This is a genomic window from Vibrio sp. Isolate33 (genome assembly GCF_022397895.1).
Classification (GTDB): Bacteria; Pseudomonadota; Gammaproteobacteria; order Enterobacterales; family Vibrionaceae; genus Vibrio; species Vibrio pomeroyi.
On the sequence record NZ_JAKEUP010000016.1, the window covers coordinates 66470 to 90143 of the forward strand.

The 23674-nt window shown below is 45.1% G+C and carries 22 protein-coding genes; 13 read left to right on the plus strand and 9 right to left on the minus strand.

The window, feature by feature from the left end; all coding sequences use genetic code 11:
• Nucleotides 1–141 precede the first annotated feature (141 nt).
• Entirely contained in the window at nt 142–1356 is a 1215-nt protein-coding gene (gene gltS / locus L1D37_RS19020; RefSeq protein ID WP_176680126.1) for a sodium/glutamate symporter, read from the plus strand.
• Nucleotides 1357–1419: 63 nt separating this feature from the next.
• Here gltS and L1D37_RS19025 read toward each other — a convergent pair whose 3' ends face one another.
• A complete protein-coding gene (locus L1D37_RS19025; protein WP_239848797.1) occupies nt 1420–2172 on the minus strand; it encodes a DeoR/GlpR family DNA-binding transcription regulator in 753 nt (250 codons plus the stop codon).
• A 9-nt stretch (nt 2173–2181) separates the two neighbouring features.
• Entirely contained in the window at nt 2182–2886 is a 705-nt protein-coding gene (locus L1D37_RS19030; RefSeq protein ID WP_239848799.1) for a glycerophosphodiester phosphodiesterase family protein, read from the minus strand.
• 273 nt (nt 2887–3159) lie between these two features.
• On the opposite strand from L1D37_RS19030, the gene L1D37_RS19035 reads away from it, so the two are divergent.
• The 6 genes from L1D37_RS19035 to L1D37_RS19060 all read left to right on the plus strand — a co-directional run bounded on the left by L1D37_RS19035 (nt 3160) and on the right by L1D37_RS19060 (nt 9584).
• Entirely contained in the window at nt 3160–4173 is a 1014-nt protein-coding gene (locus L1D37_RS19035; RefSeq protein WP_239848801.1) for a C4-dicarboxylate TRAP transporter substrate-binding protein, read from the plus strand.
• Nucleotides 4174–4280: 107 nt separating this feature from the next.
• Entirely contained in the window at nt 4281–4745 is a 465-nt protein-coding gene (locus L1D37_RS19040; RefSeq protein WP_239848802.1) for a TRAP transporter small permease, read from the plus strand.
• Nucleotides 4746–4754: 9 nt separating this feature from the next.
• The gene (locus L1D37_RS19045; protein WP_017062048.1) at nt 4755–6038 is read left to right on the plus strand and encodes a TRAP transporter large permease; all 1284 of its coding nucleotides are present in this window, start codon (nt 4755–4757) and stop codon (nt 6036–6038) included.
• A 35-nt stretch (nt 6039–6073) separates the two neighbouring features.
• A complete protein-coding gene (locus L1D37_RS19050; RefSeq protein ID WP_239848803.1) occupies nt 6074–6859 on the plus strand; it encodes an HAD-IIB family hydrolase in 786 nt (261 codons plus the stop codon).
• A gap of 240 nt (nt 6860–7099) precedes the next feature.
• Nucleotides 7100–8026, plus strand: coding sequence for a LysR family transcriptional regulator (locus L1D37_RS19055; protein WP_239848804.1), 927 nt, complete (start codon nt 7100–7102; stop codon nt 8024–8026).
• Nucleotides 8027–8330: 304 nt separating this feature from the next.
• The gene (locus L1D37_RS19060) at nt 8331–9584 is read left to right on the plus strand and encodes a D-amino acid dehydrogenase (RefSeq protein WP_239848805.1); all 1254 of its coding nucleotides are present in this window, start codon (nt 8331–8333) and stop codon (nt 9582–9584) included.
• A gap of 75 nt (nt 9585–9659) precedes the next feature.
• Here L1D37_RS19060 and L1D37_RS19065 read toward each other — a convergent pair whose 3' ends face one another.
• The 4 genes from L1D37_RS19065 to L1D37_RS19080 all read right to left on the minus strand — a co-directional run bounded on the left by L1D37_RS19065 (nt 9660) and on the right by L1D37_RS19080 (nt 13609).
• On the minus strand, nt 9660–10397 hold the full coding sequence (locus L1D37_RS19065; RefSeq protein WP_239848806.1) for a dienelactone hydrolase family protein: 738 nt from the start codon (nt 10395–10397) through the stop codon (nt 9660–9662).
• Nucleotides 10398–10614: 217 nt separating this feature from the next.
• The gene (locus L1D37_RS19070) at nt 10615–11544 is read right to left on the minus strand and encodes a pyridoxal-phosphate dependent enzyme (protein WP_239848807.1); all 930 of its coding nucleotides are present in this window, start codon (nt 11542–11544) and stop codon (nt 10615–10617) included.
• 92 nt (nt 11545–11636) lie between these two features.
• Nucleotides 11637–12935, minus strand: coding sequence for a HAMP domain-containing sensor histidine kinase (locus tag L1D37_RS19075; protein ID WP_239848808.1), 1299 nt, complete (start codon nt 12933–12935; stop codon nt 11637–11639).
• Nucleotides 12932–13609, minus strand: a complete 678-nt coding sequence (locus L1D37_RS19080) for a response regulator transcription factor (RefSeq protein ID WP_239848809.1) — start codon at nt 13607–13609, stop codon at nt 12932–12934. Before L1D37_RS19080 ends, L1D37_RS19075 begins: the two co-directional genes overlap by 4 nt.
• Before the next feature lie 125 nt (nt 13610–13734).
• Between L1D37_RS19080 and L1D37_RS19085 the strand changes: the two genes are divergently transcribed.
• The 3 genes from L1D37_RS19085 to L1D37_RS19095 are packed head-to-tail and all read left to right on the plus strand — an operon-like array spanning nt 13735 to nt 16671.
• Nucleotides 13735–14754 (plus strand): glycosyltransferase family 2 protein, encoded by a 1020-nt coding sequence (locus tag L1D37_RS19085; protein WP_017630946.1) that lies wholly within the window; start codon nt 13735–13737, stop codon nt 14752–14754.
• Nucleotides 14751–16220 carry a glycosyltransferase family 39 protein gene (locus L1D37_RS19090; protein ID WP_239848810.1) on the plus strand — a complete coding sequence of 490 codons (1470 nt, stop codon included), beginning with the start codon at nt 14751–14753 and terminating at the stop codon, nt 16218–16220. Before L1D37_RS19085 ends, L1D37_RS19090 begins: the two co-directional genes overlap by 4 nt.
• Nucleotides 16207–16671: a GtrA family protein gene (locus tag L1D37_RS19095; protein ID WP_239848811.1), complete on the plus strand. Its 465-nt coding sequence runs from the start codon at nt 16207–16209 to the stop codon at nt 16669–16671. The genes L1D37_RS19090 and L1D37_RS19095 overlap by 14 nt, the downstream gene beginning before the upstream one ends.
• Before the next feature lie 76 nt (nt 16672–16747).
• Here the strand turns inward: L1D37_RS19095 and L1D37_RS19100 are convergent, their stop codons facing one another.
• Nucleotides 16748–17962 carry a benzoate/H(+) symporter BenE family transporter gene (locus tag L1D37_RS19100; protein WP_239848812.1) on the minus strand — a complete coding sequence of 405 codons (1215 nt, stop codon included), beginning with the start codon at nt 17960–17962 and terminating at the stop codon, nt 16748–16750.
• A gap of 132 nt (nt 17963–18094) precedes the next feature.
• On the opposite strand from L1D37_RS19100, the gene L1D37_RS19105 reads away from it, so the two are divergent.
• On the plus strand, nt 18095–18739 hold the full coding sequence (locus L1D37_RS19105) for an XRE family transcriptional regulator (protein WP_239848813.1): 645 nt from the start codon (nt 18095–18097) through the stop codon (nt 18737–18739).
• Between the two features lie 101 nt (nt 18740–18840).
• Here the strand turns inward: L1D37_RS19105 and L1D37_RS19110 are convergent, their stop codons facing one another.
• Nucleotides 18841–21243, minus strand: a complete 2403-nt coding sequence (locus L1D37_RS19110) for a YgiQ family radical SAM protein (RefSeq protein WP_239848814.1) — start codon at nt 21241–21243, stop codon at nt 18841–18843.
• 237 nt (nt 21244–21480) lie between these two features.
• Here L1D37_RS19110 and L1D37_RS19115 point away from each other — a divergent pair, with 237 nt between their 5' ends.
• Both L1D37_RS19115 and L1D37_RS19120 read left to right on the plus strand, forming a co-directional pair.
• Nucleotides 21481–22161: a hypothetical protein gene (locus L1D37_RS19115; RefSeq protein WP_176680109.1), complete on the plus strand. Its 681-nt coding sequence runs from the start codon at nt 21481–21483 to the stop codon at nt 22159–22161.
• 128 nt (nt 22162–22289) lie between these two features.
• Nucleotides 22290–22490 carry a DUF4250 domain-containing protein gene (locus L1D37_RS19120; RefSeq protein WP_004741624.1) on the plus strand — a complete coding sequence of 67 codons (201 nt, stop codon included), beginning with the start codon at nt 22290–22292 and terminating at the stop codon, nt 22488–22490.
• Nucleotides 22491–22629: 139 nt separating this feature from the next.
• Here L1D37_RS19120 and L1D37_RS19125 read toward each other — a convergent pair whose 3' ends face one another.
• Nucleotides 22630–23541, minus strand: coding sequence for a LysR substrate-binding domain-containing protein (locus tag L1D37_RS19125; protein ID WP_132742993.1), 912 nt, complete (start codon nt 23539–23541; stop codon nt 22630–22632).
• Between the last annotated feature and the right edge of the window lie 133 nt (nt 23542–23674).

Below are 23674 nucleotides of genomic sequence, written 5' to 3' on the forward strand. Positions count from 1 at the left end.
TTTCCTCTATTTATACTGACGTAAATTGATCCAGATTAGCCGTTTTTGTCTCCGATAAATACTTGATTTTTTGGCCTAGATCTTGATTATTAAGGGTAAGCAACATTATGAATAATCTCACCACTAGGAATTTATTACCTCATGACAGAAACCCTCGTTTCTCCAATGCTCTCCTTTACCATCGCGATCTCTTTACTGTTTATCGGTAAAGGTTTGATCGAGCGATCGGAAGTATTAAGGAAGTACTCACTACCAGAGCCGGTTATTGGCGGCTTCGTTTGTGCTGCAACGGTAGCAGCGCTTTACTATCTGTTTGAAATTCAGATTACTTTTAGCCTAGATGTCAGAGACTTTTTGCTTCTTTACTTTTTTGCTGGCATCGGACTTCAAGCGGATATAAAAACACTGATAAAAGGTGGGCGACCGCTGTTCATCTTGTTATGTCTTGCTGCTGTTTTTATCGTGTTGCAAAACGTGGTTGGCATGGCTGTCGCGTCAGGCTTTGGAATGGATGCGAAAGCAGGTTTGCTCTCGGGTTCAGTGAGCTTGATTGGCGGTGTTGGTACTACGTTGGCGTGGGCACCGATGTTCGTGGAAGAGTTTGGTATTGCTAATGCGCTAGAACTTGGTGTGGCTTCCAACACGGTTGGTCTGATTGCGGCGTGTGTGATTGGTGGTCCGATTGCTAATTACCTTCTCAATAAACACAAGGTCAGCCCTTCCAATGAAGAAGAGGTGACGGTTGGTGCATACCAAGAGAGTGAGACAAAAACAGAGCTAAGCCACTACGGCGTTTTATGGGCATGGTTGATTCTTAACTTAACACTGATGCTGGGTTACAGCTTGAGTGAAGTTATCGACTCAATGGGTTTGAAACTGCCACTATTCGTTAGCTGTTTAATCGCAGGTATCCTAATCGGCAACGTTGGACGTGCATTGTTCAAGAAACGTCGCACACAAGAGAAAATCGCGCAAGGCCGTAAAGGCTTAGCAATGATCTCTGATATCTGTTTGGGCATGTTCTTGACCATGGCATTGATGGGACTACGTATCTGGGATCTTGACGGCCTGTTTGGCTACATCTCAGTGGTCATGAGTATCCAGATTCTACTTTCACTGCTGTTTACCATCTTTGTCGTTTATTACTTGATGGGAAGAAACTATGACTCAGTGGTGATATGTTCTGGCTTCGGTGGTATCACTCTAGGCTCGACTGCCACAGCGATTGTTAACATGACTGCCGTGACTCATCGTTATGGTGCAAGTCCACAAGCATTTATCGTGGTGCCATTAGTATGTGGCTTCTTTGTCGATTTGATTAACGCGTTGGTGATCAGTTTCTTTGTTGGTATGTAACACTAATCAAAAGCTGTGTTCTTAAACTTAAAAGCCTAGCTGTGATGCTAGGCTTTTTTATGTTTAAGGCTGAACGTCATCTTCTACAAGGTGAATGCTTAGTTCTGAAGGTAACTGTGTCTTGTTAGTATAAATACGATCAAAGTCATCCAGCGGAGCGACTTTGAGAGCAGCAAAGCGTCCCCATTTACTGGCATCTGCAACAAGCCAACTTTCACGACTATTGTTAATTATCGACTTGGATAGGTCAGCTTCAACTTGCTCATGTTCCATGGCGAAATGGCTGTCTGTTACTGAGCCACAACCACAAATGCCAATGTCAGCTTCAAAATCGGAAAAGAAGTGGACTACGCTGCTTCCCACCATATCTTGGTGTTCTCGCCTGAACAAACCGCCAGCCAAATACACTTCAATTTGCTCATTTGCTTCAAGGATACGAGCGACTTGCAGGTTGTTGGTGATCACTCGCAATGCAGGCTTAGCCAACAAATATTGAGCGATGCGAGTGACGGTCGTACCAATCCCCATCATGACGGTTGAACCTTCAGGTATCGCGTCGGCAACTGCCATCGCAATACTGTCTTTAGTTTCAGACTCAACACCAGCACGGAATCGGTAGCTAGTATTAGTGAGCGTAGTGGGTAAGCTCACGCCTCCGTGTACTCTTCGCGCAAGGCCTTGCTCACACAAGTGGTTTACGTCACGACGAATGGTTTGAGTGGTGACAGAAAATAACTCGGCTAAGTGGTCGATCTGTATGTCTTGGTTAGCCTTAAGTGTTGCGAGTATTTCTTTCTGACGATGGTTCAGTTCCATAGAAGCTCACTAAAATTGGTTTGGTACGTCGGTGATGATGTTATCGACGCCAAGGTTGAAATATTTAGCCGCCAATTGAGGATCGTTCAGTGTCCATATTTTAAGAACTGCGCCAGAAGCTTTGATCGCTTTGGCCGTTTTCTGGTCAAGAATTCGGTGGTCGATATGAATGCTGTAAAGATCGAGTGATTTAAGTGACTCTAGGCTGAAATCATTCCAAACTTCGCAGATAAAGCCTCTTTTAACTTCTGGCATCATCTGTTGGCAAAGGCTTAGTGCCTCTTTTTTGAAGCTTGAGATGAGTAGCTTTTCAATAGGGAACTGTTTTTGTTCAATAAGTTCGGCGACTTTCTCAACTAAAGGTTGGATAGCCTTATCGTCGTAAATTTTGATCTCCAGGTTCAAAGTCACATCGAGCTCTAAGCACTTGTCGAGCGCTTCACTCAACGTAGGAATCGTTGTCCCTGCGAATTCGCTACCAAACCAACTGCCAGCATCTAATGCCTTGAGTGCGGTTAAATCTAAATCTGCGATATTGCCCGTTCCGTTAGTGCAACGATTTACCGTCTTATCATGAAAAACCATTGGGGTGCCATCAGCGCTTAATTGGGTATCAATTTCAATCCATTTAGCACCAGCTTTCGCTGCTTGTTCAATACTCACTAACGTATTTTCTGGTGCTAAAGAAGCGGCACCGCGGTGGCCTGTGATCATAATTCAATCTCGATGTTCATTTGAAAATTCAGGAAACAGTAGCTCTACTTTATTACAGATTTATTATTTATCCGCTATATCTACTTATTTTAAATGAGAGCTAGCTTAAAGGTGTTGTACAGAGTTTGTACAATAGTGAGACCTTATGCTCACAATGTTCAAAGCGGTAAGATTAATGTTCATATGAATGTAATAATTCACTTACATACTCTACGAAAACTTAATAACACCCTCTATATTTAGAAAACGATAGCCACGAAAAGGTGATAAAAAATGAAAAAGCTATTAGGTACAGTAATTATGGCGGCAACGCTACTTGTTGGTTGTGGTGAAGCTGACAAGGCTGGTTCTGAAGCTAAAGATGAGCCGATCAATATCAACATGAGCCTTGTGTTCACTCAAAATGAGTTGTTAACACAAGAACTTATCAAAGCGACCGACAAAATTAGAGAAAGAACCGATGGTTCGGTAAACATTAAAGTTTTCCCCGGTGGTCAGTTACCTGTTTACAAAGATAACTTGGAACAAGTGGTTAACGGCGCAAACTGGATTGCTGTAGAAGATTTGACTTACCTAGGTGATTACGTACCTGATTTTGCAGCACTGGCAGGTCCAATGTTGTACAACACTTACGATGAATACTTAGCGATGATGGACACTGAATTTGTCGCTGGCCTAAAAGCTAAAGCCGAAGAAAAAGGCATCAAAGTATTGAATGCTGACTTCATGTTTGGTTTCCGTCACATGATCACAAATAAAGAGATTGTGAACTCTGAAGATATGAAAGGCATGCGTATTCGTGTTCCACAAAGTCAGCTGTTCATTAGCACGCTTTCAGCAATGGGTGCAGCACCAGCTTCTCTTCCATTCCCTGAAACCTATGCAGGCGTTCAACAAGGTGTTGTTGACGGTCTTGAAGGTTCTATCCTGACCATGTACTCAACCAAAATCTACGAAGTCGCAAAGAACATGTCTTTGACTAAGCACTTCCTAGGTACTGTGGGTATCTACATTTCACCAACGCTTTGGGACAAATTTACGCCAGAGCAACAGCAGATCATCAATGAAGAGTTAGAGGCGGGCGCTGAATCTAATACTGCTGAGCTAGTTAAACTGGATGTTGAATACACTCAGAAACTTGAAGAGCTAGGCGTTACCTTCAACGAAGTGAATTCTGATGAGTTCAACCAACTGACTGCCGATGTATACAACCAGTTCCCAACATGGAGCGAAGGTATACACGCGACGATCATGAAAGAGTTGGAAACGATTCGAGCGGCACAGTAGTCCTGCATACTTAAATTAATTAGTTAATGATTACGGCCTAAATATCTTTAGGCCGTTATATTCCTGAAATACCCACGTTGTATTCGGTATTTCGTTGGAGAAGTCTTTTGTTTTTATTGAAAAATATTGAAGAAATCCTCGCTTCTATCGCTATTTCGATCACCGTTTTGGTTGTTATCGTTAACGTCGTCTTGCGTTATGGATTTGGCTTTGTTGTCCCGTGGAGTGAAGAGCTGTCGGTTATTTGCTTCATCTGGGCTGTCTACTTAGGGATTAGCTCCTGTTACAAACACAAGCTTCACATGGGTGTAGACGTGGTGGTCGCCATGTTGCCAGAAAAAGCAAAAATCCCATTTAGGTTATGTGTTTCCGTTTTCCTACTGGCTCTGAACCTCTTGATGGCGGTTCTGAGTTATCAATATCTCATGCTATCTAACAAGGTAACGCCAGTCATGGGCGTGTCATATTTTGTTATCAATGGCGTGCTGTTGCTTTGTTTCTCATTGATGGCGATTCACACTATTCGATTTATCGCGAGCGATGTCGCATCTCTAAAGCGCTCTTCTAAGTAGGTACGATTTATGGAAAGCTATCTTCCAATCCTTATTCTGTTCGTTCTGTTTCTATTGAACATACCCATCGCATTTTCTCTGATCGCATCGGCGATGGTTTACTTTCTTTTTATCAATGACTCTATTCCTGTGAGCTTGGTAATGCAGCGTTTTATTAGCTCAGCTGAGTCCTTTCCGCTGTTAGCCATTCCGTTCTTTATCATGGTGGGTTCGGTGATGAACTATGCAGGGATAAGTAAAAGCTTACTTGCCTTTGCCGACTCAATGATAGGTCATAAAACCGGTGGTCTGGCTCAAGTAAATGTTGCGTTGAGTACTCTGATGGGCGGTATCTCTGGCTCTGCAAATGCGGATGCGGCGATGCAATCAAAGATTCTTGCCCCTGAAATGACCAAGCGTGGCTATGACTTGCCATTCACGGCGGCTGTGACTGCTGCTTCATCAAGTATCAGCCCTGTTATCCCGCCGGGTATCAACTTAATCATTTTTGCTTTGTTGGCGAACGTATCAGTCCATCAAATGTTTATTGCGGGTTACGTTCCGGCATTTTTGATGGCGCTGTCGCTGATGGTAACTATTGCCTTCATCGCGCGTAAGCGTCGTTACAAACCTTCTCGTTCTGAGCCTGCGTCTGCCAAAGAGCGTTTCCATTACTTCTTGAAAGCGATTCCAGCACTGTTGATCCCATTTGGCATTATTTTAGGCATGCGTTTTGGCTTGTTCACGCCTACTGAAGCGGGTGCGATTGCTGTATTACTTTGCGCGATTATTGGCATCTTCGTTTATCGTCAACTGGGCTTCCGCCATATCCCGCTCATCATGCGTGAAACAGTGCAGGGCACCAGTAGTGTCATGTTTATCATTATCGGTGCCATGGTCTTTGGTTACTACATGACGCTAGAGCAGATCCCACACAATGTTGCGTCTGCTTTGATTGAGCTTACCGATAACAAGTTAGTCTTGCTGTTGTTGATCAACGTGCTGCTGTTAGTGGTGGGCATGTTTATCGAAGGTGGGGCTGCGATGATCATACTCACGCCACTGTTGCTGCCTGCTGTGCTTAACCTAGGCGTTAACCCGGTTCACTTCGGCATTATTGTGATTGTGAATATCATGATTGGTGGTGTGACTCCACCATTTGGCTCGATGATGTTTACGGTTTGCTCGATTTTAAAAGTTCGTATGGTCGACTTCGTGAAAGAAGTGGCTCCGTTGTTGCTAGCACTACTCACGGTTCTGATGTTGCTGACTTTCTCTGAAAGCTTAGTGATGTTTTTACCGAATTTGCTTTAACACTGTTTAGTGATTGATTATTTAGAGGTGTAGAAATGAATTCGGTATCGAATGAATTGAACCAAAATTGGAAAAAGATAGATTGGGTGTTAACCGACGTGGACGACACCTTAACGTGGCAAGGTCAATTGCCGCCTGAAACCTTGATTGCGTTAAGCAAACTTCGTGATTCGGGGAAAAAAGTGGTTGCGGTAACAGGCGCTTGTGCCGGTTGGTGTGATCATATTGCTCAGCTGTGGCCAGTCGATGCGGTTCTCGGTGAGAATGGCGCGTTCATTATGGAAAAGAAAAACGGTTATCTGAAATTGCGTTCTGATATCCCTTTGCCAGAAGTCAGTGCCAATCAGAATAAGTTGAAAGAACAAGTATTAGCTATTTTGAGCGATTACCCAGAGCTCAGTTTAACGCTCGATCAGTCTTACCGTTTGTGTGAGGTCGCTATCGACATCGGCCAAAACCGTCCAAAAGTCGATGATGCGATTATTGAAGAGATTGTCTCTAAAATTCACGCGTTAGGCGCTCACGCTACAGCAAGCTCTATTCATATCAATGCTTGGTATGGTGAGCACTCTAAGAAAGCGACATCAACCGCCTTTCTCAAAGAGAAGGGGCTATCTGACCAAGAAATAGTCGAGCGTAGCTGCTATGTCGGTGACTCGATGAACGACCAATACATGTTTGAAATATTGCCGAACAGTGTTGGTGTAGCAAATATTCAGCATTACTGGGAACGACTAGAGCATCACCCATCAGTGGTGATGAGGAAACCCGGCGGGTACGGTTTCTCAGAGTTTGTCGATAAACTGCTTGCCTTGAAATAACGACTGGTTATCGGCTTCAAACAGCCGATAGTGAACATCAAACACAGCTCTTTTCTTCGTTGGATTGAGCTGTGTTTTTGTTTTATTAGAGGCGAATACTTACTGCTTCTATATGGCGTCTATCGTTCTTCAAAGACTTGTGTTGGTGACTCAGCCCACAACTTGCAAACTTGCTAGGTCGGGTAAATGGGAAAACTATGAGACGCTTGCCTTGTGTCAGTCGAATCACAAGGAAGTTTCATGCACCATTTTAATCTCCGTGCGCTTGAGTATCTGAATGCGTTATCAAAATATGGGTCACTGCGTAAGGCATCTAAGATGATGAACGTTGACCCTGCGGCAATGAGCAGAATGCTGACGCAGCTCGAAGCACAAGCGGAAATTAAAGTATGGGAACGCAACAATCGTCAATCACTGCTGACTGAGGCGGGCAACGAATTGTTGAACTACTACCGTTCTATTGTTCGAAGTGAAACGGCGGTACTAGCACGTCTAACCAAGTTGAAAAATCTCAAGGGCGGTAATGTAAGTATTGCGATTGGGGAAGGGTTTATCACTAACTTGGTCTCTAAACTGATGCAAACTTTCATGGCTCGATACCCTGATATCAATTTATCGATTGAGATTGCGGGTGCATTGGATGCCGTGAAAATGTTGGAAGACCAACAGATCGATTTCGCGATCACTTATGCGTCTGCACCGCACCCAAAACTGCATTCACATGTCGAACGTAGCCATCCTCTCGAGCTTATCGCTCCAAAAGGGCACGTACTGACGATGCAAGAAACACCTGTGACACTGCAAGACATTAGAGAGGCTTCTATTGCTTTGATTGATAACTCGACCGGTATGGGGAGGCTAGTAAAGCAGGCTGAACAAAACTCCCATCTTACCTTGCAACCGAAACTTCAAACTAACTCGGTAACCGCGCTCACAAACTTTGTTTCGGCAGGGCTTGGCGTGACTTTTATGCCCAAACTCACGGTGCTCGATGAGATTAAGTCCGGACAAATAGAAGTGGTTGCGACTGAGTTAGACATGTTCTCGAAAGCAACTGTGAAAGTTCAATCCCTCAAAGGACGAGCCCTGACTCTGCAAGCCGAAACATTTTTAGATTTCCTGCTCGAAAACGCCACTTTCTTAAGCCACGATGCCCACAATATTTAGATTGAAGTGGGTTGGTGTAGATAATCACATCACCTAACTTCATTCCGCCATAGCTTCAGTATTCCTATCCTCGTAGAGTGCTTTCTCTTAGCAGTAAGCCTATTCCTTGAAGCTCTATAAGCGCTTCAACATCACACTTCCAAAACTCATTCACCCGATTTACCTGTTTATTGACTTTTTATCAACACTATATGCATTGTTAAGTCAACGCGTGCTGAATAAGTTACAAATTATTAACGAAGATAGTTTGAAACAGACAACAGTGTTCGACACATTTTGCTGTGTCGGGTATTAGGGGAAGATAATGGAAGTAATTGTAATTGGCAGCGGTGTGATTGGGTTGACCAGTGCTTGGTATCTGGCGAAAGAGGGTCATTCGGTGACGGTTATCGACCGCCAGGATAGCAGTGGTAAAGAAACCAGTTTTGCGAATGCCGGGCAAATTTCTTACGGTTATTCATCACCATGGGCGGCGCCGGGTATTCCGTTGAAAGCGATGAAGTGGCTCACTCAAGAACATGCTCCCTTAAAGGTGCAGCCGTCACTTTCCCCTGAATTAGTTTCTTGGGCGACCAAGATGCTCGCCAATTGCAATGAAGCTAAATACGCTGTGAATAAGTCACGCATGTTAAGAGTGGCAAATTACAGCCGAGACTGTCTCACTCACCTACGAACCACTGAAGAATTAGCTTATGAGGGTAGGCAGAAAGGGACGCTGCAAGTATTCAGAAGCGAGAAGCAACTGGACGCGATTCAGCAGGATATGAAGTTACTAAAAGAGAGTGGAATCGAACACTCGCTGTTTGGTGTTGATCAGTGCCTGTCGGTGGAGCCGGGTTTAGCTGACGTGAAAGACAAGCTGGTGGGCGGCTTATACTTACCTCATGACGAAACGGGTGATTGCCATCAGTTCTGTTTAGCTTTGACCGAAAAAGCTAAGAAGCTTGGCGTTCAGTTCGTGTTTGATACTGAAGTGGTGAGTTTGAATCATCAGAACCAAACGATCAAGAGCATTACGACAACTCAAGGTGAATTCAAAGCGGACGCTTATGTGGTGGCTTCGGGAAGCTATTCTCGTGAGCTGCTCAAGCAAGTGGATTTATCGATCCCTGTATATCCCGTGAAGGGCTACTCCCTGACACTGCCGATCGTGAGTGCAGATAAGTCGCCGACTTCAACAGTAATGGATGAGACCTATAAGGTGGCGATGACTCGTTTTGATGATCGTATTCGTATTGCTGGGACGGCAGAGCTTGCTGGTTTCAATTACCTGATTCCAGAAAAACGCAAAGCTACGATTGATATGGTGATCAGAGACCTTTTCCCACAGGCGGGAGATTTCTCTAAAGCAGAATACTGGACAGGGTTAAGACCGATGACGCCAGATGGCACACCTATCATCGGAAAGACGCCAATAAAGAACCTGTTTACCAATACTGGGCATGGAACATTGGGTTGGACGATGGCATGTGGTTCAGGAAAGCTACTAGCGAGTGTGGTCAGTGGTTCTGATTGCGATATAAAAGCAGACGACTTGAGCATCCATCGTTACATGTAGTTCATCCAAATCCTTGGTGATACGAATCAGCCCATGTTTATTAAGCATGGGCTGATTTGGTTTGAGTGTCGCGGCTTATCGGGTAGTGGTTTCTAACACATGCGTGAATCGTTCCCACGACTTTTGGTCAGCTTCATTTTGGTAATTATTGGAGCCGAACACGGTAAACGCATGTGGAGCGCCACTGTAGGTGATCATTTCATGGGGAACTTTGGTCGTTTCAAGTTCAGCGGCGAGGCTGCCAAAATCTTGCATTGAAATCATGGCATCAGCCGTGCCGTGGAATACGATAACCGGAGCCTTAGTTTGCGAGTAGTCTTGGCCTTTTGGTGTTGATAAACCGCCATGGAAGGTGACATAAGCCTTCGAAGGAATTCCCGCACGAGCGGCTTCCAATACAGCAGCCCCACCAAAGCAATATCCCATCATCACGTTGTTATCTAAGTTGCCGCCAAGTCTTTTCGCTTCCATGGCTCCAGCCTTGAGTAGCGCACGCATTTTCTCTCGGTCTTTGTACAGTTCACCTGTGTGTTGTTTTTTGTCTTTCACTTCGGTTGGGCGAATACCTTTACCAAATAGGTCGATGGCGAACACGTTGTAACCGAGTTCGTTGAGCATCTCAGAACGCTTCTTTTCGTAATCGGTTAAGCCATCCCAATCGTGTATGAGTAGTACCAAAGGCGCTTGGTCGCTGGCTTCACTCCAATAACCTTCGTAGTCCATACCGTCGACTTGGTAAGTGACGTTTTCTCCAGATATTGCTGAAAAGGGTAGTAAAACTGAAAACAGGCCGAGTGTAGTGAGTTTTCGCATGCGTTATTCCTTTAGATGACAATGACGTTCCAATCGAAAGTATAGATAACGTGATGATTCTCGCCAGATTTCTGTTTCTAATTTGAAGTGCAAGCGTAGAAGTGAAATATGAAAGTGAAATGCTAAAACAGCCATCACGTATGTAGTGTGATGGCTGTTTGTCGGTGTTTTCATAAACAGAAATTCAATTAGCTTGAATTAGAAGTCGGAAGAGCAATTACCAAGAAGCGTTGGTCGTGCTGCGGCACATATCTGGATATTTTCGCTGATAGCGTGGCAGCATGGATTCGTTACCTAAGATGCCACCTTGGTGGATATAGATGATGGTTTTGGTTGGGTTATCTTCTTGCCATTGTTGTAAGCATTGCCACATCAATGGATCGTAAAGCAGGTCAAACTCGATGTCGGTTTGTTCTTGTAGATCTAACCAAGTTTGATAATCCTGTTGATACAATTTTCCAAAGTGGTGTTTGGTTTCGAGCGATAAGATCTGTGGATGATCGGTTTCATCTAGCTCGTTAAATTGTTGCGTTAAATAGTCGCTGCCACCAACACAAGCGCAGGTTAACACTGGGATGTTGTGCAGTTTTAAATGCTTATGAAGATAGAGAGCCGTGCTGCCAGTCCCTGCGGGCAATGCGACCACAAAATCGTGTTGGTTTTCGAAGCGAGTCCAGCTCAGTATTTCCATTGCCAGTTGCTTAACACCATACTCAGCAAGTTGAGAGCGTCCACCTTCTGGTAATACTATACAGTTGGAGTCAGGTTGTCTGACTTGCTCAATATACGCTTGTGGATGAAGTTCAGAGCCTGTCTCTTTGACTGAAATCACCTTAGCGCCAAGATCAATGGCACCACGGTAATTACCGATTGGGCGTTCTAGTAACCACTGGGGAAGATGATCGACGTAGAACTCAAGCGTCCAACCTTTGATCTTTGCCAGTGCCGCGAGTGAGAACAGAGAGTTAGCCTGCGCAGAACCATAGCTGATCAAGGTTGTGGTTTCTGGGTGTTCGTCTTCCAACAGCTTCATGAACTTGCGGGCTTTGTTACCACAAAAGTGGGAGTGAAGCTGATCGTCACGCTTTAAGAAAAAGGTGTGGTCGTTAAATTGATGCTGAGTTACAGGGCTATTATTTAGTTTCATCGCACTTAAACAAAATGCTGACTAAAGAGCCAGCATTTTTAAATCAAATAGGACGGACGAGTATCTAGTAGCCAGAGGCGGCTGTAAACCAACTAAATCAAATTTTCGTTCGATATTGACGCAGATGAATCGGCTTGAAAGGTGATCTTGGCGGTGCATCCACCACAGCTGCGATTGAACAATTCAAAGTCCCAATCAAAACGCTGACACAAGTCATCGACAATCAACAAACCTAGCCCGTGTCCATTCGGGTTGTATTGCTCCTGTAGGCCTTCACCTTGGTCTTCAATAACAAGGCTGTCTTGGGAAAGGATGATCGTTACTGTTCCGCTATTAGTGGCTGCAATCGCGTTTCTCAACAAGTTTCCAACCAACATATTCATGATCGCGCTGGTGGCTTGAATGGTTGGTTCTGATTGAACTTGTAAGGTTATCTCGACTTCCTTTTCGTCAGCCTGCAACGAATTTTTAGAAACGATAGTCTCTAGCTCTTGCTGGCTAAACAAACGTAGTGGTGCATCGTCACTGTTTCTTTCATAGCGAACCAGACCAAGCAGGGCATCGACCATTTCAGACATTTGAACAATGGCTTCATCAATACGTTCAACCTGACGAGATTGAAACTCGGTTGTTTCGCTGCGAAGAAGCAACTTATTTGCCCCGCGAGCAACGGTCAAAGGTGTTCTCAGCTCATGACTTGAGTAGCGAGCAAAGGCTTGTTCGCGTTTGACTAACGAATTGATTTCACGGCGATATTGATTGAGCTGATCGGTCAATTGACGGAATTCCACCGCCGCATCGTCACTCACACCAAACTCTTCGTTTAGATTGAGCTTATTGGATTCGAGTTGTTCAGATAGGGAGTTGAAAGGCTCAATTAGGCGCTTAGACAATCGATAGAGCAGCGCCCCAAAGCTAAAAATCAGAATGGAGAGTAGGGTTAGTACAAAAGTGGTCGCGTACACCAATTCGTAAATATCAAATTCAACGCGGTCTATTTCAGAAAGCAGGATGATTGGGTGGGTTTCACCTTCATCAGAATACTCACCGACATACACCATGCGTGAGTCTGGTTCTTCTCCGACCTCACCAACAAAGCTTTCTTTGCCTTCAATGTACTTCAAGTATTCGGGAGGTAAGAATGAAATGTCGTTGTAGGCGATGGTTAGGTCATCAATTCTTAACTCGCCACTCTCACCGGCTTGGAATAAACCAACCGCATAGTTACGGTCAATCAGGATGCGTCTTTCACCGACTCGGTCTTCTGATAAGTACAGTGCGGCGATAAAAACCACATAGACGAATGCCGACACAATCACGGCCATTAACCCAAAGAAAAGCGCTAGGCGGCCGGTTAAGGTTTTGGTGCTTGTGAGAACATTTAAGATCAATTCGACGACTCCAAACGGAATCCAATTTTAGGTACGGTAATCAACATTTGCGTGTCGAAAGGCTTGTCGAGTTGATTACGTAGTTGATAGATGTGACTGCGTAACACATCGTTATTGGGTTCGTCTTCTTCCCACAGCTTGTATGAAATGTCTTCGCGAGTGACCACTTCAGGTGCGTTTTGGCACAGCATCTCAAGTATGGTGTAAGTCGTTGGGTTCAGCGCAAGTAGCTTGTCTTGGCGGTAAGCTTTGCGTGTCTTTTGGTCGATGGTGAGTTCATCGAACTGAAGCTTAGAAGAGGCGACTTTTCCACGGTAACGACGAACTAGTGCGTTCATTCTCGCTTCTAGAATATCTAAATCAAAAGGCTTGGTGAGGTAGTCATCAGCACCATGCTCAAAGCCTTTCAACATATCTTCGCGGCTATCCAGTGCAGTTAGCATCAAAATGGGTGTCGCGTTGCCTTGATCTCGTAGTTTATTACAAACCGTTAGGCCGTCCATTCGTGGCAACATCAAATCTAAGATAATGATATCAAATGAATTATCCAACGCGAGTTGCAGGCCAAGCTCGCCGTTGTCCGCGTAATCGAGTTCCATGGCAATACACTCAAAATAATCAAACAAGACACCTGCAATTTCACGGTTATCTTCGACTAATAGAACTCGTTTCATTTTGATTCTCATACAGAAATAGACAGTAACATTATCCTGAGTGAGCGTGAAAAATATGTCAATAACATAACTTTCACTTATGAGAGGGTAGATTGGCTCCAGATTAAAAAATAGAAGAACATATTATGTCTGAACTTCATATTAGCCGCCCTAAGATAACCACATCGCAGATCAATCCTGCGGTCTCTTTGTCTATCATTGTGCCTTTTTACGATGAACAAGAGGTGTTGGAAGAGTTCCATTCTCGCCTCACTAAGGTTCTCGATAGCTTACCGATCACGAGTGAGATTGTTTATGTCGATGATGGCAGCAAAGACAACAGCTTGGACTTGGTGAGTTCATTCACTTCAATCAATAGCTCCATCTCGGTGATTGGTTTAAGCCGCAACTTTGGTAAAGAGTCTGCCATGAGTGCTGGCCTTGAGCACTGTCGTGGACAAGCCGTGATCCTGTTAGATGCAGACCTGCAAGACCCGCCTGAGCTTATCCCACAAATGGTTGCCAAGTGGCGTGAAGGCTATGATGTCGTCAACATGCAGCGCAGCCAGCGTGACGGTGAAACCTGGTTTAAGAAGTTTTCAGCGGCGAGCTTTTACAAAGTCATGAACGTGGCTGCTAAGATCGATGTTCCTGAAAATGTCGGTGATTTTAGACTGTTGAGCCGTGAAGTCGTCGACCATATCAATCAACTTCCTGAACGTAATCGCTACATGAAAGGCATTTTCTCATGGCCGGGTTTCAGACAAGCGACGATCCAATTTAAGCGCGACGCTCGCTTTTGTGGTGAGACCAAGTGGAACTACTTGAAGTTGATTGGCTTGGCGATGGACGGTATTACCTCGTTCTCTATCCGACCACTGCGAATTGCAACGGCAGTCGGTGGCCTCGTTGCCCTAACGGCTTTTGTGTATGGGATGGTCATCGTGTTCAAAACTCTGATGTTTGGTGAGCCTATCACGGGTTACCCATCAATGATGGTCGTTCAACTTGCCCTTGGCGGCATTCAACTTCTGAGTATTGGTTTGATGGGAGAATACATAGGTCGTATTTTTATCGAAACCAAGAATCGCCCTTTGTATCTGATCCAATCCGTGGTCGATACACCTGCACTAAAAACACACTTTAAATTAGAGGAGTCAGCATGAGCCTGAACCGAACGCACTTATGGTACTTGTTGGCTTTTGCATTGGTTCTAAGGCTTTTATCTCTGGCAACTTATCCGTTAATGGACACCACCGAAGCGCGCTATGGTGAAATGGCTCGTTTAATGGTGGAAACAGGAAACTGGTTAACACCGCAATTCGACTACGGTATTCCTTTCTGGGGTAAGCCGCCGCTGTTTACATGGATGAGTGCTGCGGGCATTGAGTTGTTCGGTTTGAGTGAATTTGCCGTTCGTGCACCTCATTGGTTAGCGGGTGTCGTAACGATCTTGTTGACGGCTTACATGGCGAAGCGAACTGGGCAAAGTGCTTTGGTCGCAGCCGTTGTATTGGCGACATGCGGTATTTTCTCGATCGCTGCGGGTGCGGTGATGACAGACATCGCGTTAACCTTGGCGATGACTATTGCCATGTTAGGTTTCTACCTATGCTGGAAGGGAGAAGGGAGTGCGAAGAGCAATAGAAATTGGGGTTACGTTGGCTTTATTGGTTTAGCGCTAGGCTTACTTGCAAAAGGGCCAGTAGCGATTGTGATCATGGGTATCGCAGTATTTCCGTGGTTGGTCTTACAACACGGCTTCTTCGGTGCTTTCAAAGCGCTTTGGCAACGTTTCCCATTGTTGTCTGGTTTAGGTGTGATGTTAGCGATCGCTTTGCCTTGGTACATCATGGCAGAAATGGCGACACCGGGTTTTATTGATTACTTTATTGTTGGCGAACACTTTAAGCGCTTTGTTGTGAGTGGCTGGGAAGGGGATCTTTACGGATCCGCCCATGACGAAACTCGAGGCATGATTTGGGTATTCTGGATCCAAGCTGCTGCGCCTTGGTCGATTGTATTACCGATATTGGCGTTTGCTCGACGTAAGAAAATTGCAGAAATTAACGCTGAGAATAGCGGACTGTTTTCATTCCTTGTGTTTTGGTTGATTTCACCTCTGATTCTTTTCACCATGGCGGGCAATATTCTTCCTGCTTACGTATTACCGGGCATTCCAGCTCTTGGTTTGTTGGTTGCTATACTTGTGGTGGAAAAAGATAAGAAGTGGTTCTCTAGCGTGGCTTTGGTTCTGCCAGTGTTGCTGATGATAGCGATGGTTTACCTAAACTTAGGTAAAGCGAACGAGAAGAGTGACCGTATCATCTTTGAGCAGATCACCGATTCATCTCCGAGTTTTTATGTAGGAAAACGACCGTTCTCAGGGCAGTTTTACAGCCACGGGCAAGCGAAAAAACTGCTTGATATCGAGCAACTAGATGGCATCGACAAGTTCTATTTGATTGGTAAAAGAGCAGAAGTAGAAACCAAGATTAAAGACAATGCGTTAACCTGTATTTTGGAACCAACGGTGAAAATAAAGCGCGCTTTGTTTAGTTGCCATAGCCAAAACATCAAACCAAATTTGTCGCTGAGCCACATTAGAAGTGCAAGTGATGTTCAGCGTTAACTCAGGGCTGCAAATGTTCAACAACAAGCTTCAGGCATACAGTCAAAGGCTTCATTCCCATCACAAGATGGTTCGGTTCGCTGTGGTTGGTGTTGGTGGGTTTGTTGTTGATTGCGCAGTATTTGCCTTGCTGCATTACATTGTTGGTTTGCCTTTGATGACGGCGAGAATTGGCTCTTTCATTGCTGCAGCAACGACAACTTGGTTTGGTAATCGTGTGCTGACTTTTGGGTTCAAAGGGCAGGGTAGTTGGTCTGATAAACTGATTCAGTGGCAAAAGTTCATGTTCTCAGCGTCGATATCAGCAGTACCGAATCTATTGTGCTTTAAGCTGATGACTGAACTACTGCCAGCGTTTACAGGTGCTGTGTTTATCGCAATGGCCGTTGGTATTTTGGTCGGCATGGTGACGAACTACCTGTTTAGTCAGTATTGGGTCTTTACCCGCTAAAAAAAGAAAGAGAAAGGCAAGTCGTACAATGACTTGCCTTCTTTATTGAATCTCTGTGATAGCTCTGAAGGTAAATTTAACTCTGCTCTTTGCCTTCGTTCGCTTGTGTAGGTTGAGCCTGTTTTGTTCGAGCCGCTTTTAGTTGCCAATTCTTTATCGCGTAGCAAATTAAACCTAAACACAATCCCCAAAATGCGCTGCCTACTCCGGCAAAATTAATCCCAGAAGCGGTAAGCAAGAAGGTGAGGAGCGCAGCTTCCCTATGCGTCTCATCAGCAAGTGCCGTCGTTAGGCAGTTCGCAAGAGTTGGCAATAATGCCAATCCCGCAATGGTAATAATGATGGCTTGCGGAACCGATGAGAACAGAGACACAAAGGTTGTGCCTAATATCCCTGCTAACAGATAGAAACCACCCATCGCTAGTGCTGCCTTGTAGCGACTTTTCGGATTAGGATCGGCATTTGGGCTCATACATATTGCGCCTGTTAACGCTGCCAAGTTAAAGGCAAAGCCGCCAAAGGGAGCAAGTAATAACCCCGTGATGCCTGTTGTGGTGATAATGCGTGACGCTGGTGGGTTATAGCCATTAGCTTTCAATACTGCGAAACCGGGCAGGTTTTGTGATGCCATTGTCACCACAAATAACGGAATGCCAACACTCAATAAAGACGCCAGATCAAAATCTGGGGTGATGAACATAGGTTGAGTCAGCGTTAAGTTCACATCCGATAAATCGAGTTTCCCAGCGACGCCACTCATGATGACGGCAAGCAATAAGATAAACGGAATCAATAAATTACCAAACTTAGGCTTAGCAAAAATATACGCGGCTAACATGGTGCCGATGATAATCGCCTCTTGAGACAAAGAGGTAAATATCCCGATGCCAAACATCCACAACACACCCGCTAGCATTGCAGAGGCAATCGATGTAGGGATTCGCTTAAGTAGCGTGTCAAAGATGCCAGTTAGACCCGTAATAGTGATTAACAGTGAGCTAAATAAGAATATAGCTACAGCTTGCTCTACGGTGAGCCCATCCAACGAGGTGATAAGTAGCGCAGCACCCGGCGTAGACCATGCGGTCACGACTGGCTGTTTGTATCGCCACGAAAGCAAAATCGTCGACACACCCATGCCAATTCCGAGAGCCCAAAACCATGACGCGATCTGTTGTTGACTTGCTCCTGCACTGGTTGCTGCTTGGAAGATGATCGCCGCCGCACTCGCATAACCGATAAATACTGCAATAAAACCAGTACTGATGTGAGAAAACTTAATCTGACCCATACTAACCACTCTCGTTGTGCGTTATAACATACATAGAACTTAACTTAGCACCTGTGCGTTATAGCGCACAAGTGTTATTTGTATAAATTTTGTTCGTGATAATTTTAGTCGTGAGCAAACTTAAGTAGGTAGATGAACGAAAACATGCCGAAGAACATGAATGTAAATGTAGAAGCTAGCGTTAATCTAAAAGAGAGTTTGAGTGGTCAAGACGAGTTGCAAGTCAGCCACAACTTAAAACGCATTCGTAAAGAGAAAGGGTGGAGCCTCGACGCGACCGCAAAGGCAACCGGAGTCAGTAAAGCGATGCTCGGTCAGATTGAGCGTGGGGAGTCTAGCCCAACCGTAGCCAAGTTGTGGCAAATCGCGACGGGCTTGAACGTTTCATTTTCGAGTTTAATTCTGTCTTGTTCTAGTGATGAACTGGTGAGCTTGTTCCGAGACGCTAATGAACTGCGTGATGAAAGCCTGAATAAGGGCTTCTCAGTCAGTGTTGTTTTTCCTTTTGAACCCTCATTAGGCTTTGAAGTGTATGAGCTTGGGCTGGCAGAAAACTATGAGCACTTTTCTGAACCACACAGTACTGGAGTGATTGAGCATATCTTGTGTATCTCAGGTCGTATGGCGGTGTTCTTTGACGATAGCTGGTATGAATTGAGCCCGGGACAAGCGGTACGCTTTAATGCCGAACAACTTCATGGATACAAGAACATCGGAACTGAACAAGCGGTTTTCCATAACATCATCCATTATCCTGACCAGTGGCAGCGTGCATAACTGTGCTGGTTACGGCTTGGAAAACCTTCAAGACACAAAAAAGCGCAGCTAAATAGCTGCGCTTTGTATTTTATTATGACTAAGTTTATTGGCTCACAATATTAGCGTTGTGTCGCGCGTTGGCGATTCTTTCCGTTGCCAGCAGGTTTGCCACCTTGACCATTGCCGGCTTTGTTGCGGTTTCCGCCGCCATTGCCTTGTGATTGACCACCAGGACTTTTCTTAATGAAGCCAGTCGCTGGCTTACGAGCGTTGCCATTACCGCCGCCGTTTTGCTTACCGTTACTTTGGTTAGCGTTGCCTTGGCTACCGTTGCCGTTACCATTCGGCTTCTTACCACCAGGCTTATTGCCAGCAGATTTGGAATGGTTACGTGGCTTCTCGCCGCCTAAACCCGGTTGAGATTTGCTGTGCTTAGTTGCAAAGCGTTGTGAGCCATGACGACCAGACTTACGACGTTGTGCAGGTGTTTGTGCGTCAAAGTCTTCTTCCGGAATCAAACAGCCCGGCTTATCACCGATAAGGTGTTTCTTACCCATATCGATTAGTGCTTCACGGATGATCTTCCAGTTTTCTGGATCGTGGTAACGAAGCAGTGCTTTATGCAGACGACGCTGACGGTCACCTTTAGGCACTGGCACATCTTCACGCTTCTTATATTTCACACGCTTCAGAGGGTTCGTCTCTGAGTAGTACATCGACGTTGCATTACACATTGGCGATGGGTAGAAGTTTTGTACTTGGTCACACTCGTAGTTGTGCTTTTTCAGCCACAACGCAAGGTTAAGCATGTCTTCATCTTCTGTGCCCGGGTGAGCTGAGATAAAGTAAGGGATTAGATACTGTTTCTTACCGGCTTCAGCGCTGTACTTCTCGAACATCTCTTTGAAGCGATCGTAAGTGCCCATGCCCGGTTTCATCATCAGATCCAGTGGGCCTTTTTCAGTATGCTCTGGAGCAATCTTCAAGTAGCCACCTACGTGGTGCGTTACAAGCTCACGCACGTATTCTGGAGATTCAATCGCTAAGTCGTAACGAACACCAGAAGCGATCATGATCTTCTTAACGCCCGGTACTTTTCTCGCAGAGCGGTACAGGTCAATCGTGTGTTGGTGGTCTGTGTTTAGCTTCTCACAGATTTTAGGGAACACACATGAAGGACGACGACAGTTAATTTCTGCTTTCGGATCTGAACAACCTAAACGGTACATGTTCGCCGTTGGACCACCCAAGTCAGAAATCGTACCGGTAAAGCCAGGTACTTTATCTTTGATGTCTTCGATCTCATCCAAGATAGATTCTTTCGAACGGTTCTGAATGATACGACCTTCGTGCTCTGTGATTGAACAGAAAGAACAACCACCAAAACAACCACGCATGATGTTCACTGAGGTTTTGATCATGTCGTAAGCAGGAATCTTTGCTTTGCCGTACATAGGGTGAGGAACACGCTTGTAAGCAAGGCCAAACACGTAATCCATCTCTTCAGTCGTTAATGGAATTGGTGCTTGGTTAACCCAAAGTTCACGGTCACCGTGACGTTGAATCAAAGCACGACCTGAGTACGGGTTTGTCTCTAGGTGCAAGATACGGCTAGCGTGAGCGTAAAGAATACGGTCGTTGTTTAGCTTTTCGTAAGCTGGGATACGAACGGCTGTCGTTTTTGCATCGTGACGAGAAGGACGAATCGTAATCGGCTGCGCTTTTACTTCTTCTTTCTCATCTTTCTTAGTATCACATTGTGTTTCCACTTCGTACGGGTTTACCGGTACGTAAGCTTTGTTCGGCTTTTCGATACGAGAAGAGTCGATGATTTTGAAGCCTTCAGGCGCTGCAGCAAGGTTGATTGCCGTACCACGAATGTCTGTCAGCGTTGACATGTCTTCGCCATCAGCAATGCGGTGTGCTACTTCAACCAGTGCACGCTCAGCGTTACCAAAAAGAAGGATGTCCGCTTTTGCATCAAACAATACAGAGCGACGAACTTTATCCGACCAGTAGTCGTAGTGCGCAACACGACGCAAGCTCGCTTCAATACCACCAAGAACGATTGGTGTACCTTTGTAGGCTTCGCGACAACGCTGAGAATAAACCAGAGTTGCACGGTCAGGGCGCTTACCACCTTCGTTATTTGGCGTGTAAGCATCATCGTGACGTAATTTGCGATCAGAGGTGTAGCGGTTGATCATGGAGTCCATGTTACCCGCGGTGATGCCGAAGAATAGGTTAGGTTTACCTAGCTTCATGAAGGCGTCTTTATTGTCCCACTTAGGTTGAGCAATAATGCCCACGCGGAAACCTTGAGCTTCAAGAAGACGGCCAATGATAGCCATACCAAAGCTCGGGTGATCGACATAAGCGTCACCAGTTACAATAATAATGTCACAGCTATCCCATCCAAGAGCATCCATCTCCTTTCTACTGGTAGGCAAAAAGGGTGCAGTTCCGTAGCACTCGGCCCAGTATTTTTTGTGTTCATGAATAGGAGTGATATCGCTGTACATATTTCGACCTCTGATTTTTGAGGCGGGAATTATAGCGGCATGCGCCCTGACTAGCCAGTAGAACATGCCCCTGTTAGTTCTGGTGTCTTTCGCTACATCGCTTTTAAAAGCAGCAAAAGAGCCATACAACAGCATAGTTGAAGCCTTGAATAACGTCGCTAATTTGTGATTTTGATTAGTGTTCGCAGCAGTTTTTGATATTATTCGCGAAAATAAGTCTGAAGAAGTAGATCCACAATGGTCGAAACGTTATTAGTACAATTTGCTCCGATGCTTTTAGGAGCCCAACTGATCTTAACCCTCATCTTGGTGAAAGGGGATATTTGCCCGGGGCAACGTGGCCGTATTCACAAGATGTTGCCTGCAATTGGCGTGCTGTGGCTGGCGGTTGCCTCAGTGAAAATTGAAGCCTTTCTGGTCGTGTTCGCAATCTTTTATTTCTATTCTCAAGTTCAAACCAAGAAGACTCGTGATTCTGGCCCTATCTGGGTAATGTATTTGGCGTGTGGTTTGGCGCTGTCGTACGTTGCAATCCAAGCAACGGAACAAGCAACCACAGTCGGCATCATTACGACTCTGCTGTTGGTGGTGTTGTTAGGTGCTGCGTTCGGTCATTTACTGCTGACGATCGCAAGAACGCGTTTGCAAGCGTTCCACCGTGTTTTGCCTGTGGTGGGTGTATTGACGGGTATGTTGGTGGTACTGGCGACAGTCGTGAATGTTTACTCACTCTCTGAAGCTCAGTTAGAGCCAGTAATTTCCACCTTGCTATTTAGCTTCGCTTTGTTGATCTCGTCTATCGTGGTGTGGTGTTGGCATCTACTGTTTGTTAAGACACCTGAAAAGCTTCAACTGACGGTTTCATTGTTGATGTTATTAGCGGCTGCTGTGGGTTTAACGCCAGTTTGGGCATTGTAACTTTGGGTATTGTAACTTCGGGCATGGTAACCACGTATCTGATTTAAGAAGTGTGATCTGTTTTTTAGCGTGACTTTGGTAAGCGTTCTAAACTTAATTCTAGTCAGTGTGTTCGTAAGGAGTACGAGATGGATTTAAGCAACGTCAAAAGTCTGGATAGCATTATCTTGCTGGGAATAGTGAACGAGAAACTGCGCTTAGAGTGTGACAGTTTTGAAGAGCTCATTAGCATGTATGAGATGGATATAGAAAGTGTCGTCGGTAAGCTGGATATGCTTGGCTATCAATACGACCCACTGACTAACCAGTTTAAATCTTACGCAAGATAGTCTATTTTTCGCGAATCAACAGATATCGAAAATCATCGGTACTGAAACTAAAAAGTCACAGATTATCTGTGACTTTTTTTGGTTCTAGCATTTGTCTATTGCATTTGGCGTAAGCGGAGTTAACTGATGATGGTGATTGTTAAACGACTTCAATGCCATCAAGGTGACTCTTACTTTGCTGTCTTGCTGTACTGAAGAAAGCTTGCAGGTAGCGCTTGTCTTTTTCTGAGTTTCTTACCGCTGCGAACAGTCTTCTCGAGAGTCCTTTCCCTAATGGCTTACTGGCGATTAAGCCTTGTCTTGAAAACTCACTGATTGCCCAATTTGGCAATGCCGCGACACCTAACCCTGCAGATACCATTTGAACCAACATCAATGTGTTGTCTGCCTGTTTCCATTTCTTCGGCTCAATACCTGCAGGTTGTAAAAAGTGCTTCACAACATCCAAACGCTGCTTTTGAACAGGGTAGGAGAGCATAGTGAGATCGCTAAGATCTTGCGGATCAATGCTCGGTTTGTCAGCCAAAGGCGAGTTAATTGCAGTGATCAAACGCATCTCGAAATCGAAAAGTGGCTCATAGTGAACCTCTGAACGTGGCTGAATGTCTGAGGTGATCACCAAGTCTAATTCACCAGCCATTAATGCGGGTAGAGGTTCAAAACCGAAGCCGGATGAAAAATCTAATGTCACGCTTGGCCAAGCAACTTGGTACTCCTTCAAAGCGGGCATTAACCATTGGAAGCATGAGTGACACTCAATCGCCATGTGCAAACGACCATTCACATCCTCTTTCAGGCTTGCGAGTTCGTTCTCTGCTTTAGCGATTCTTGGCTGTATCTCATCGGCGAGCTTAAGCAGAATCTCACCTTCAGAAGTGAATTTAACTGGCCTAGTCTTACGAAGGAAAAGCTGACCGCCAATACGCGCCTCAAGGTCTTTCAATTGATGAGAAAGCGCCGACTGCGTCAGATGAAGAGAGGTTGCAGTTGCTGTCAGTGAGCCGCTGTCTCTCAAGGTAGTCAATGTTCGAAGGTGTTTAAGCTCTATCATGAGTATTCCTCATATTCCCTAAGCCAATTCAATATTTCTTAATAATCACCCTACGGGGTTTTTTATCATTTGTAAACGTCTAGATGTCCAGATGGATTTAAGTTCCTCATCTTTGGGTTATTCAAGATGAATA

Excerpts from the sequence above, each read along its gene's own strand:
- L1D37_RS19110 (WP_239848814.1), bottom strand. The coding sequence starts at position 21,243 with ATGTACAGCGATATCACTCCTATTCATGAACACAAAAAATACTGGGCC.
- L1D37_RS19065 (WP_239848806.1), bottom strand. The coding sequence starts at position 10,397 with ATGCGAAAACTCACTACACTCGGCCTGTTTTCAGTTTTACTACCCTTT.
- L1D37_RS19085 (WP_017630946.1), top strand. The coding sequence starts at position 13,735 with ATGTCTGAACTTCATATTAGCCGCCCTAAGATAACCACATCGCAGATC.
- L1D37_RS19095 (WP_239848811.1), top strand. The coding sequence starts at position 16,207 with ATGTTCAGCGTTAACTCAGGGCTGCAAATGTTCAACAACAAGCTTCAG.
- gltS (WP_176680126.1), top strand. The coding sequence starts at position 142 with ATGACAGAAACCCTCGTTTCTCCAATGCTCTCCTTTACCATCGCGATC.
- L1D37_RS19025 (WP_239848797.1), bottom strand. The coding sequence starts at position 2,172 with ATGGAACTGAACCATCGTCAGAAAGAAATACTCGCAACACTTAAGGCT.
- L1D37_RS19120 (WP_004741624.1), top strand. The coding sequence starts at position 22,290 with ATGGATTTAAGCAACGTCAAAAGTCTGGATAGCATTATCTTGCTGGGA.
- L1D37_RS19125 (WP_132742993.1), bottom strand. The coding sequence starts at position 23,541 with ATGATAGAGCTTAAACACCTTCGAACATTGACTACCTTGAGAGACAGC.
- L1D37_RS19070 (WP_239848807.1), bottom strand. The coding sequence starts at position 11,544 with ATGAAACTAAATAATAGCCCTGTAACTCAGCATCAATTTAACGACCAC.
- L1D37_RS19035 (WP_239848801.1), top strand. The coding sequence starts at position 3,160 with ATGAAAAAGCTATTAGGTACAGTAATTATGGCGGCAACGCTACTTGTT.
- L1D37_RS19100 (WP_239848812.1), bottom strand. The coding sequence starts at position 17,962 with ATGGGTCAGATTAAGTTTTCTCACATCAGTACTGGTTTTATTGCAGTA.
- L1D37_RS19045 (WP_017062048.1), top strand. The coding sequence starts at position 4,755 with ATGGAAAGCTATCTTCCAATCCTTATTCTGTTCGTTCTGTTTCTATTG.
- L1D37_RS19050 (WP_239848803.1), top strand. The coding sequence starts at position 6,074 with ATGAATTCGGTATCGAATGAATTGAACCAAAATTGGAAAAAGATAGAT.
- L1D37_RS19030 (WP_239848799.1), bottom strand. The coding sequence starts at position 2,886 with ATGATCACAGGCCACCGCGGTGCCGCTTCTTTAGCACCAGAAAATACG.
- L1D37_RS19080 (WP_239848809.1), bottom strand. The coding sequence starts at position 13,609 with ATGAAACGAGTTCTATTAGTCGAAGATAACCGTGAAATTGCAGGTGTC.
- L1D37_RS19105 (WP_239848813.1), top strand. The coding sequence starts at position 18,095 with ATGAACGAAAACATGCCGAAGAACATGAATGTAAATGTAGAAGCTAGC.
- L1D37_RS19060 (WP_239848805.1), top strand. The coding sequence starts at position 8,331 with ATGGAAGTAATTGTAATTGGCAGCGGTGTGATTGGGTTGACCAGTGCT.
- L1D37_RS19055 (WP_239848804.1), top strand. The coding sequence starts at position 7,100 with ATGCACCATTTTAATCTCCGTGCGCTTGAGTATCTGAATGCGTTATCA.
- L1D37_RS19115 (WP_176680109.1), top strand. The coding sequence starts at position 21,481 with ATGGTCGAAACGTTATTAGTACAATTTGCTCCGATGCTTTTAGGAGCC.
- L1D37_RS19090 (WP_239848810.1), top strand. The coding sequence starts at position 14,751 with ATGAGCCTGAACCGAACGCACTTATGGTACTTGTTGGCTTTTGCATTG.